The sequence below is a fragment of the Acinetobacter sp. CIP A162 genome, assembly GCF_000367905.1.
Lineage (GTDB): Bacteria > Pseudomonadota > Gammaproteobacteria > Pseudomonadales > Moraxellaceae > Acinetobacter > Acinetobacter lwoffii.
In genome coordinates this window covers 312,211-323,671 of sequence record NZ_KB849159.1, presented here as the reverse complement: position 1 = coordinate 323,671, position 11,461 = coordinate 312,211, and the positions used below count along the sequence as shown (strand labels likewise).

Below are 11,461 nucleotides of genomic sequence, written 5' to 3'. Positions count from 1 at the left end.
ATAATTATTAACCCTATAATAAGATAAATGTGATTTAATTCACAATATCTATTACAAAAATCTTTTTAATTTTTTAAATAGGATCATCAAGAATGGTTTATTTCTATTTTATTTTTAAGCTACTTTAAAAATAAAATGCCCACAATATTGAGGGCATTTTATTAACTTTAAATTTACAATTATACTAAACCTTTATCTTTTAACACTTGTAGCATGGTTGAACCGAGTTCGGCAGGACTACGTGTATACGCCATACCCGCACGCTCAAAGGCAGCAAACTTTTCTTCTGCTGTGCCCTTACCACCTGAAATAATCGCACCTGCGTGACCCATACGCTTGCCCTTAGGTGCAGTCACACCCGCAATATAACCAACAACTGGCTTGGTCACATTCGATTGAATATATTCCGCAGCTTCTTCTTCCGCAGTACCGCCAATCTCACCAATCATAATGATAGCTTCAGTTTGTGGATCTTCCTGGAACAGTTTCAAGCAGTCAATCTGGTTCATGCCCGGAATCGGGTCACCACCAATCCCGATACAGGTCGACTGACCTAAACCGAGTTTTGTAGTTTGCGCCACAGCCTCATAAGTCAATGTGCCTGAACGCGAGATAATCCCGATTTTACCCGGCTGATGAATATGTCCCGGCATGATCCCGATCTTACATTCACCTGGCGTAATAATACCCGGACAGTTTGGTCCGATGAGACGTGTGCCATTACCATTGGTTTCCAGATAACGCTTGGCTTTAAGCATGTCGATGGTCGGTACACCTTCAGTGATCACCACAATTAACTCAATGCCAGAATCAACCGCTTCAACAATAGAATCCAGTACAAAGGGGGCCGGAACATAAATCACCGAAGCATCTGCACCTGTTTCTTTCACCGCTTCACGCATGGTATTAAATACAGGCAATTCTAGATGGGTTTGACCACCTTTACCTGGGGTTACACCACCCACAACTTTGGTACCATAGGCCAAAGCCTGTTCAGAATGGAATGTACCGTTTTTACCTGTAAAGCCCTGTACCAATACTTTAGTGTCTTTATTAACTAATACGCTCATGTTAGATACTCCTTAAGCTTTTACAGCAGCAACGATTTTTTCTGCAGCGTCAGCAAGACCGTCTGCAGAAATCAATTTCAAACCTGATTCATCCAGTAATTTCGCGCCCAGTTCCGCATTGTTGCCTTCAAGGCGAACAACCACTGGAACAGTCACATTTACTTCCTGAACCGCTGCAATAATTGCTTCAGCAATCATGTCACAACGTACAATTCCACCAAAAATATTGATTAATACGCCCTGTACAGAGCTATCTGCAAGGATAATTTTAAAGGCTTCAATCACGCGCTCTTTGGTTGCACCACCACCAACATCCAGGAAGTTGGCTGGTTGACCGCCATACAGCTTAATAATATCCATGGTTGCCATGGCAAGACCGGCACCATTGACCATACAACCAATGTTACCCTCTAAAGCCACATAGTTCAGATCAAACTCAGAGGCTTTTAACTCACGTTCATTTTCTTGAGACTTATCACGCAAAGCAGCCACTTCAGGCAAACGGTACAGCGCATTTGAATCAATTCCGATTTTGGCATCGACACACAGAATGTCGCCGTTTTCACGCACAGACAGCGGATTGATTTCGAAAAGTGCAAAATCATTCTCTATAAATGCCTGATAAGCAGCCGTCATGACTTTAACAAACTGATTAATTTGTCCATCTTTGAGTTTAAGTGCAAAAGCAACTTCACGCGCCTGAAATGGCATTAGACCAACTAAAGGATTAACTTCAACTTTAATAATTTTTTCAGGGGTTTCTTCGGCCACTTTCTCAATTTCAACACCGCCTTCAGTCGATGCCATAAAAGTGATGCGGCGAGTCGAGCGATCTACAACAGCGCCCAAGTACAGCTCGCGCTCAACCGGATAAACATCTTCCGAAACTAAAATGCTATTGACTGGCTGACCATTGGCATCCGTTTGATAAGTCACCAAGCGTGAACCAATAATCTGGTTGGCATATTCAGCAGCCTCGGCAGCCGATTTCACCACTTTTACCCCACCAGCCTTACCCCGGCCACCCGCATGCACCTGTGCTTTCAATACTGCGAACTTTCCACCCAGCTGCTCGAAAGCATGCACCGTTTCATCGGCATTGGTGGCAAGTATCCCTTCCTGCACAGGCATACCATATTTTTTTAATAGCGCTTTTGCTTGATACTCATGTAAATTCATTGAATAACCTTTTATTACTTCTTTGCCTTGTTATAACCCACTAGCACCCAGACGTCCGTCAAAGCAGCACCAGCATTTCTTAAAATCGTTATCTTTATTTTTAGATGATTGTTCCAATAAAAACAACCATGAAATGTAAAAAGAGCGACCTAAGTCGCTCTTTTTTCGAATTACTTACGCTTACGTTGGATCGCGTGAATCGCACGCCCATCAACTGCAAGTGCAGCTTCATGTACCACTTCAGAGAATGTCGGGTGACCGAAAGTCATCAACTGAAGATCTTCAACTGAAGATACAAACTCAAGCGCGATCATACCTTGGTGAACGATATCAGACGCAGCAGGTCCAATCACGTGCATACCGAGTAAACGATCCGTTTTTGCATCAGCAACAAACTTCACGAAACCGGCACCTTCACCCGCAGCTAAAGCACGACCGTTCACAGCAAAACCGAATTGACCCGTTTTAACTTCGTGACCTTTTTCAGTCGCTTGCTGTTCTGTTAAACCTACCCACGCCGCTTCCGGATGTGTGTAAATTACAGAAATAATGGTGTCATAGTTCACTTGTGCAGCATGGCCGTGAATACGCTCAACCGCCATTACGCCTTCTTCCATTGCTTTATGCGCAAGCATTGGACCACGTACCAAGTCACCAATTGCGTATACGCCTTCAACTGAAGTTGCACACCAATCGTTGACTTCAACCAAACCGCGTTCAGTCAATTTAATGCCTGAATCATCAGCCAATAAACCTTCAGCATATGCGCGACGACCGACACAAACGATCAATTTATCGAAAGTTTCAGTTTTGTCTTCACCAGCTTGGTTATATTTAACCGTTACTTCACGACCATTGATTTCAGTACCTGCAACTTTTGCACCGATACGGATATCCATACCTTGCTTAGTCAACAGTTTTTGGAAGTCTTTTGCCAATGCTTTATCAGCCATTGGTAAGAATGCATCCATTGCTTCAAATACAACAACTTCAGCACCAAGACGACGCCATACAGAACCAAGCTCAAGACCGATCACGCCCGCACCAATTACACCTAAACGCTTAGGTACTTCTGGGAATTCAAGCGCGCCAGTAGAATCAACAATTAAGTCTTGATCTACAGGAGCCACTGGAATATTTACTGGTACAGAACCCGTCGCAAGAATCACATATTTAGGCTCTAAAACTTGAGTTTCACCTTCGTGAGAAACAAATTCTACTTTTTTACCTGCAAGCAGTTTACCCGTACCTTTTAACCACTCGATGCCATTACCTTTAAGTAACTGATCGATACCGCCAGTCAATTGATCTACAACTTTGTCTTTACGAGCCAGCATTTTAGAAAGATCGAATTTAACTTCACCAGTCGTAATACCATGGTCATCTAGATGTTGAACTGTATCTTCATAACGATGTGAAGAATCAAGTAAAGCTTTAGACGGGATACAACCGACGTTTAAGCAAGTACCACCTAAAGATGGTTTACCTTTATGAATACGTTTTTCGATACACGCAACTTTAAAACCAAGTTGAGCTGCACGAATTGCTGCTTCGTAGCCGCCCGGGCCACCACCAATTACGACTAAATCGAATTGAGACATGTTTATCTCCAACTAATCCCCCTTATTAATCCCCCTTTTCCAAAGGGGGATCTTCCCCTCTTTTTAAAGAGGGGGTTAGGGGAGATTTTTAATGAATAAATTACAGATCAAGGATCAGACGCGCTGGCTCTTCTAACAATTCTTTGATTGTTACAAGGAAACCGACTGCTTCTTTACCATCGATTAAACGGTGGTCATAAGACAGTGCAAGGTACATCATTGGCAAGATTTCTACTTGACCATTCACCGCCATCGGACGTTCCTGGATTTTGTGCATACCCAGAATCGCAGTTTGTGGCGTATTTAGAATTGGTGTAGAAAGCAATGAACCGAAAGTACCACCATTAGTAATGGTGAATGTACCGCCAGTCATATCTTCGATACCCAGTTTACCGTCACGTGCCTTGCCAGCATATGCACGGATGCCATTTTCAACTTCAGCATAGTTCATGCGGTCTGTATCACGAAGTACAGGAACCACTAGACCACGCTCAGATGAAACCGCAACACCGATGTCGTAATAACCGTGATACACGATATCATCGCCATCAATTGAAGCATTTACCGCTGGATAGCGTTTAAGTGCTTCAGTTGCTGCTTTAACGAAAAATGACATGAAGCCAAGACGCGCACCATGACGCTTCTCAAATGCATCTTTGTATTGAGCACGCATTTCCATGATTGGTTTCATGTTCACTTCGTTGAACGTGGTCAACATTGCAGTTTCTTGAGTCGCTGCAAGTAAACGTTCAGCAACACGCTTACGAAGGCGAGTCATAGGAACACGTTTTTCGATACGCTCGCCCACTGCAACGCTTAATGGTTGCGCTGCAGGTGCTGCCGGTTTCGCCTGATGATTTGCCACATCTTCTTTCGTGATGCGACCGCCACGGCCTGTACCTGCAACGTCAGCAGCTGCAACACCAGATTCAGTCAATGCTTTACGCACTGCTGGAGCCTGATCCTGTACTTGTTGACGTTCAACGATCGGTGCATTACCCGCTTCAGTTTGCGCAGCAGCTTGTTCAACTTTCTCTTCAGACTGAACTGCTTGAGTTTGCGTAGCGCCAGAAACAGCACCTTCTTCAAACTGTGCAATGACTTCAGCTGAAAGAACAGTATCGCCTTCACCTTTAATAATAGATGCAAGTGTACCGTCTGCAGGAGCAACAACTTCTAAAACAACTTTATCAGTCTCAATATCGCAGATCACTTCATCACGTGACACTGCTTCACCTGGTTGTTTGTGCCAAGTTGCGATCGTACCGTCCGCAACTGACTCTGGGAATACCGGTGCTTTAATTTCGGTTGCCATTACTTAGAATCTCCTGGATTATTCAGCGTCGATCGCAAGCGCGTCGTTGATGAGCTGAGCTTGTTGTTTTGCATGCAAATATGGTGAACCACATGCCGGTGCAGCAGAAGCTTCACGGCCTGCATAGCTAATACGTACTTGTTTACCCGCTTTCATCACGTCGTCATATAGACGCGGTGCGATGAACAACCAAGCGCCTTGGTTCTTCGGTTCTTCTTGCGCCCAAACAAGTTCTTTAACGTTTGGATATTGCGCAAGCACTTCTGCCAGGCGTTTTTCTGGGTATGGATATAATTGTTCAATACGTACAATTGCAGTGTTGTTCAATTCTTTTTCACGACGTTTTTCAACTAGGTCGTAATACACCTTACCACCACACAGAACCAGACGGGTTACATCTGACTTGTTGATGTTGTCTACTTCATCAATCACGGTTTGGAATGTACCGTTTGCAAGCTCTTCAAGGCTAGATACAGCAAGCTTGTGACGAAGTAAAGATTTCGGCGAAGTAACAATCAATGGCTTACGGATTGGACGAATCGCTTGACGACGTAATGCGTGGAAAATCTGCGCAGGCGTAGTCGGTGTGATGACTTGCATGTTGTCTTCAGCACATAGCTGCAAGAAACGTTCCAAACGTGCAGATGAATGTTCTGGACCTTGACCTTCAAAACCGTGTGGAAGAAGCATAGTTAAGCCACATACACGCTCCCATTTGGTTTCACCAGATGAGATGAACTGGTCAATGACAACCTGTGCACAGTTTGCGAAGTCACCGAATTGTGCTTCCCAGATGATCAAACTCTTAGGAAGAGTCGTCGCATAACCATATTCAAATGCCAATACAGCCATTTCTGACAACAAAGAGTCATAGATTGCAGTACGCGGCTGGTTTTCTTTCAGGTTACACAGTGGAAGATAAGTTGAACCATCTACCTGATTATGCAGTTTTGCATGACGGTGTGAGAAAGTACCACGACCTACGTCTTCACCCGTTAAACGAAGCAAGTAACCATCATCTAGTACAGTTGCATACGCCAGAGTTTCAGCAGCACCCCAGTTCAGAGGCATTTCACCCGTTTGCATTTTCAGACGGTCATCAATTACTTTTGCAACTTGACGCTGCATCACGAAGCCTTCAGGAAGCTCACGCATTTTCTTGCCAAGCTCTTTTAGACGTTCGATTGGGAAAGTTGTATCCCACTCGTCTGTGTACTCATGACCTAAGTAAGGAGTCCAATCCACAAACATTTTTTTGTTTGGTTCAAGTACCAGTGCATTGGCAACGTGATTACCCGCTTCCAGGTCTGCACGGTAGTTTTCAACCATTTGATCTGCACTTGCGCGATCAAGAACACCCTGTTGTACCAATTGATCCGCATAAAGCGTACGCGTAGTCGCTTTCTTGTTAATCACTTGATACATCATTGGTTGAGTTGCAGCTGGCTCATCCGCTTCGTTATGACCACGACGACGGTAGCAGAACATGTCAATCACAACGTCTTTACGGAAGGTATGACGGAAGTCATGTGCCAATTGTGAAATGAACACCACAGCTTCAGGATCATCACCATTCACATGGAAGATCGGTGCCTGAATCATTTTTGCGATGTCAGTACAGTATTCTGTAGAACGTGCGTCACGTGGATCAGACGTCGTGAAACCAACCTGGTTGTTAATTACAATGTGCACTGTACCACCCACGGTATAACCGCGAGTTTGTGACATCTGGAAAGTTTCCTGGTTAACGCCCTGACCTGCAAATGCAGCATCACCGTGTACGATTAATGGCAATACGTCATCGCCGCCAATGTCTTTACGACGTACTTGACGTGCACGTACTGAACCTTCAACCACAGGGCCAACGATTTCAAGGTGTGACGGGTTAAACGCCAATGCCAAGTGAACTTCGCCACCTGGAGTCATCACGTTTGAAGAGAAGCCTTGGTGATACTTAACGTCACCAGAACCTTTCTTGTGAATAGACTTACCTTCGAACTCACCAAACAGGTCAGCCGGGTTCTTACCCATGATGTTAACAAGAAGGTTTAAACGGCCGCGGTGAGGCATACCGATCACAACTTCTTTACAGCCTACAGAACCTGCACGCTGAATAATTTCGTTGACCATCGGGATGAATGCTTCACCACCTTCAACGCCGAAACGTTTGGCACCAACGAATTTATTACCAAGATATTTTTCTAGGCCTTCAGCCGCAGTTAAACGCTCAAGGACATGTTTCTTTTGATCAGCATTGAAGCCATATTGACCGCGTGCACTTTCTAGACGTTGTTGAATCCAACGTTTTTCTTTGGTGTCCACGATGTGCATGTATTCAGCACCGATTGAACCACAGTAAGTGGCTTCCATTGACTGAACCATTTCAGCCAAAGTCGCTTCTTCTTTACCGATCGCCAGGTTACCAGTATTGAATACTGTGTCTAAGTCAGACTGAGTCAAACCATGCGCAGCAAGATCTAGATCAGGCACAACTTCACGCTTCGCCAAACCTAATGGATCCAGTTTTGCTTTCTGGTGGCCACGGTTACGGTAAGCAGCAATCAGCTGTAGCACGCCAATTTGACGACGTTCATGCTCTGAGCTGACTGTCGACTGAACAATAGGCTGAATACGGCTTGAATTGCGACCTAAAAGTAGGAATTGCTCACGTACATTACTGTGTGGTTGATCACCTTTTGGGAATTTATCGAAGTACGCTCTCCAGTCAGCACCCACTGAGTCTGGAGCAGTCAGATACTGCTCATAAAGTTCTTCAATATACGCTGCACTATCAGCGGAAAGTTCAGTGTCAAGACGCAGAGCGTCAGCAACTTCTTGCATTTGTGGACCCATTTCCTATTGCAAAAACATTTTCAGGATGCTTTTTAAGCAAAACCCAGGATTATTAGCATCAAATTGGTAATATGATACTAGTCCCCCATAAGGCATAAGCCATGAGGCGTTATCACCACACCAAGAAAATCTTGATATGTTTAATGAACAATAACGCCCCTCAGCGGCATCATCACTCATTGAATACCCGATCGAAACCGGGCAATTTTTTGCAAATCGACTTAGAAAAAAGCAAGCATTAACAAAGATTTTTTCTAAAGCGACTCGGGTCTACCTTTATATACCAGTCCCTGATTATGCAGTGTTTAAAAAATGTACCTGGCGTGGCATTTTTTAAACATAGTCATGAGCTAAATGCTAACATAATCTCAACTTTTCAATTGATTTTTTTGACACATACCTTCCATAAATTGGCTAAATACAGTTCAGATATTTTACTCTAATATATGGTGCTTTATCTCAAAAATAGATTCAATGTAGACTTAAGTCCTAAGCATTTCCGATAAATAAAAAGAGAGCAAACCTTTCAATCCACTCCCTCCTTAAATTTCCGTTATATAATAACATCGTTCTTGCTATTTTTCAGGTCAGTTTTACATCTAAAAATCATAAATACCCAAAATAATCACATGTTCTTCTTATATGGCGCTCAAAGCCATTACCCTTTTCCTGACTGTTTCACTCAACTTTATACATTTTAAGTATAGTATCTTTATTTTTATCCTATGATTTTTTAATTTTTCCAATAGTTTGCATAAAAAAAGCACACCTGAAGGTGTGCTTTTTTCTAAACTGCGAAGAGCAGCCTATTAGCCTGCCATATCTAAAAGCATATTACGGATGTGACCGATTGCTTTAGTTGGGTTCAAGCCTTTAGGACATACAGATACACAGTTCATAATGCCTTTACAACGGAACAATGAGAACGGGTCGTCTAGACGAGCCAAACGCTCTTGTGTTCCCGTATCACGCGAGTCAATAATGAAGCGGTAAGCGTTCAACAATGCTGAAGGACCCAAGAACTTGTCCGGGTTCCACCAGAATGACGGGCATGAAGTTGAACAGCATGCACATAGAATACATTCATATAGACCATCAAGATGCTCACGCTCTTCAGGAGACTGTAAACGTTCCTTAGGAGGCGCAGGCTGGTTGTTGATCAAGAATGGATGGATCTTGTTGTACTGATCATAGAACTGGTTCATGTCAACCACCAAGTCTTTCACTACAGGAAGACCAGGCAATGGACGAACAGTAATTTCATTTGGTAAATCGTTCAGGTTCCAAAGACACGCCAAACCGTTTTTACCATTGATGTTCACGCCATCAGAACCACAAATACCTTCACGACATGAACGACGGAACGTTAAAGTCTCGTCCTGTACTTTCAATGCAAGAAGTGCGTCAAGCAACATACGGTGCTTATCAGTCAGTTCAAGTTTGAAAGTTTGCATGTACGGTGCTTTATCCTTGTCAGGATCGTAGCGGTAGATATGAAATGTACGAGTACCTCTACTCATCTGAATTCTCCTGATTAGAATGTACGTGGTTTAGGTGGAATCGCGTCAACCGACAATGGACGGTAACGAACTGGCTTGTACTCTAGACGGTTATCCGCAGAGAACCATAAAGTGTGCTTCATCCACTCATCATCACGACGACCATATGGGTATTCAGCATGGTCTGGAGACTCTTCAAAGTCTACAACCGTATGTGCACCACGGCATTCTTTACGAGCAGCAGCTGAAATAAGCGTTGCTTTCGCAACTTCATACAAGTTTTCAACTTCAAGTGCTTCAATACGTGCAGTGTTGAATACTTTAGATTTGTCTTTCAAGTGAATATTGCGTACGCGCGGTTCAATTGCAAGAATCTGCTTCACACCTTCGTCTAGAAGCGCAGATGTACGGAATACACCAGCGTGGTCTTGAACGATGTCACGGATTGCATCAGCAACGTCTTGAGCATTCTCACCTGTAGTCGATTCGTCAAGTTTACGAATACGTTCAACAGTTTCTTGAAGCACAGTTGTTGGAAGTGGCTCATATTCGCCATCGTGCTGTTTAGTCACATATTCAATGATATGTTGACCAGCAGCCTTACCAAATACAACCAAGTCAAGCAATGAGTTCGTACCTAGACGGTTCGCACCGTGTACAGATACACATGAACACTCACCGATTGCATAGAAGCCTTTTACTGGCTTAGCAAAGTCACGACCTTCGGCATTTGTAGAGTAAACGTCGGTGTCTTTATTGTAGTTAGCAACAAGCGCTTCAGTTTCACGAGACTCAGGAACAACCACTTGACCATGAATATTCGTTGGAATACCACCCATTTGGTAATGAATTGTTGGTACTACAGGAATTGGCTCTTTAGTGATGTCAACGTTCGCGAATTTCTTACCAATCTCAAATACAGATGGAAGACGTTTCATGATCGTGTCAGCACCCAAGTGCGTCATATCAAGCAGGATGTAATCGCCTTTAGGACCACAACCACGACCTTCTTTGATCTCTTGGTCCATAGAACGTGATACGAAGTCACGTGGCGCCAAGTCTTTCAAAGTTGGTGCATAACGTTCCATGAACGGTTCGCCGTCTTTGTTACGAAGGATTGCACCTTCACCACGACAACCTTCAGTCAACAATACGCCTGCGCCCGCAACACCCGTTGGGTGGAATTGCCAGAATTCCATATCTTGTAATGGAATACCTGCACGAGCAGCCATACCAAGACCGTCACCAGTGTTGATATAAGCATTTGTAGATGCACGGTACACACGACCAGCACCACCAGTAGCGAACAAAGTCGCTTTTGCTTGGAATACTGCAATTTTACCAGTTTCCTGATCAATTGCTGTAACACCAAGAACGTCGCCTTTTTCGTTACGGATCAGGTCAAGCGCAATCCATTCAACGAAGAATTGAGTGCCCATTTTCACGTTGCTTTGATAAAGCGTGTGAAGAAGTGCGTGACCGGTACGATCGGCAGCAGCGCATGCACGTGGCACAGCTTTCTCACCGTAGTTTGCCGAGTGACCACCGAATGGACGCTGGTAAATTGTACCATCAGCGTTACGGTCGAATGGCATACCTAGGTGTTCAAGCTCATAAACCACTTGAGGCGCTTCACGAGTCATGAACTCGATCGCGTCTTGGTCACCCAACCAGTCCGAACCTTTAACGGTGTCATAGAAATGGTAGTGCCAGTTATCTTCTTGCATGTTACCAAGAGATGCACCAATACCACCCTGCGCTGCAACAGTGTGCGAACGGGTTGGGAATACTTTAGTCAGAACCGCAACTTTCAAACCAGCTTGAGCAAGTTGGTAAGACGCACGCATACCTGAACCACCACCACCAACGATGACAGCATCGAAAGTTTCGTGTGGAATATTTGTGTAATCTTCTTTAGGGTTTATAGCGCCCATGATTGTTTCC

Annotated in this window: 7 protein-coding genes; all 7 read right to left on the bottom strand. The window is 44.0% G+C overall.

What is annotated here, in order from left to right; genetic code table 11:
* Positions 1–179: 179 nt before the first annotated feature.
* Entirely contained in the window at positions 180–1,070 is an 891-nt protein-coding gene (gene sucD, locus F995_RS07795; RefSeq protein WP_004646291.1) for a succinate--CoA ligase subunit alpha, read from the bottom strand.
* Between the two features lie 12 nt (positions 1,071–1,082).
* The gene (gene sucC / locus F995_RS07790; protein ID WP_004646290.1) at positions 1,083–2,249 is read right to left on the bottom strand and encodes an ADP-forming succinate--CoA ligase subunit beta; all 1,167 of its coding nucleotides are present in this window, start codon (positions 2,247–2,249) and stop codon (positions 1,083–1,085) included.
* Positions 2,250–2,419: 170 nt separating this feature from the next.
* Positions 2,420–3,850: a dihydrolipoyl dehydrogenase gene (lpdA, locus tag F995_RS07785; protein ID WP_004279436.1), complete on the bottom strand. Its 1,431-nt coding sequence runs from the start codon at positions 3,848–3,850 to the stop codon at positions 2,420–2,422.
* Between the two features lie 100 nt (positions 3,851–3,950).
* Positions 3,951–5,165: a 2-oxoglutarate dehydrogenase complex dihydrolipoyllysine-residue succinyltransferase gene (gene odhB / locus F995_RS07780; protein WP_004279435.1), complete on the bottom strand. Its 1,215-nt coding sequence runs from the start codon at positions 5,163–5,165 to the stop codon at positions 3,951–3,953.
* A gap of 18 nt (positions 5,166–5,183) precedes the next feature.
* Positions 5,184–8,006, bottom strand: coding sequence for a 2-oxoglutarate dehydrogenase E1 component (locus F995_RS07775; RefSeq protein WP_004279434.1), 2,823 nt, complete (start codon positions 8,004–8,006; stop codon positions 5,184–5,186).
* A gap of 821 nt (positions 8,007–8,827) precedes the next feature.
* Complete coding sequence (locus F995_RS07770) at positions 8,828–9,538, bottom strand: succinate dehydrogenase iron-sulfur subunit (protein WP_004279433.1); 711 nt, start codon at positions 9,536–9,538, stop codon at positions 8,828–8,830.
* Positions 9,539–9,552: 14 nt separating this feature from the next.
* Complete coding sequence (locus tag F995_RS07765) at positions 9,553–11,451, bottom strand: FAD-binding protein (RefSeq protein ID WP_004646289.1); 1,899 nt, start codon at positions 11,449–11,451, stop codon at positions 9,553–9,555.
* Positions 11,452–11,461 lie beyond the last annotated feature (10 nt).

Coding starts and splice junctions, on each gene's coding strand:
- sucD (WP_004646291.1), bottom strand. CDS start 1,070: ATGAGCGTATTAGTTAATAAAGACACTAAAGTATTGGTACAGGGCTTT.
- sucC (WP_004646290.1), bottom strand. CDS start 2,249: ATGAATTTACATGAGTATCAAGCAAAAGCGCTATTAAAAAAATATGGT.
- lpdA (WP_004279436.1), bottom strand. CDS start 3,850: ATGTCTCAATTCGATTTAGTCGTAATTGGTGGTGGCCCGGGCGGCTAC.
- odhB (WP_004279435.1), bottom strand. CDS start 5,165: ATGGCAACCGAAATTAAAGCACCGGTATTCCCAGAGTCAGTTGCGGAC.
- F995_RS07775 (WP_004279434.1), bottom strand. CDS start 8,006: ATGCAAGAAGTTGCTGACGCTCTGCGTCTTGACACTGAACTTTCCGCT.
- F995_RS07770 (WP_004279433.1), bottom strand. CDS start 9,538: ATGAGTAGAGGTACTCGTACATTTCATATCTACCGCTACGATCCTGAC.
- F995_RS07765 (WP_004646289.1), bottom strand. CDS start 11,451: ATGGGCGCTATAAACCCTAAAGAAGATTACACAAATATTCCACACGAA.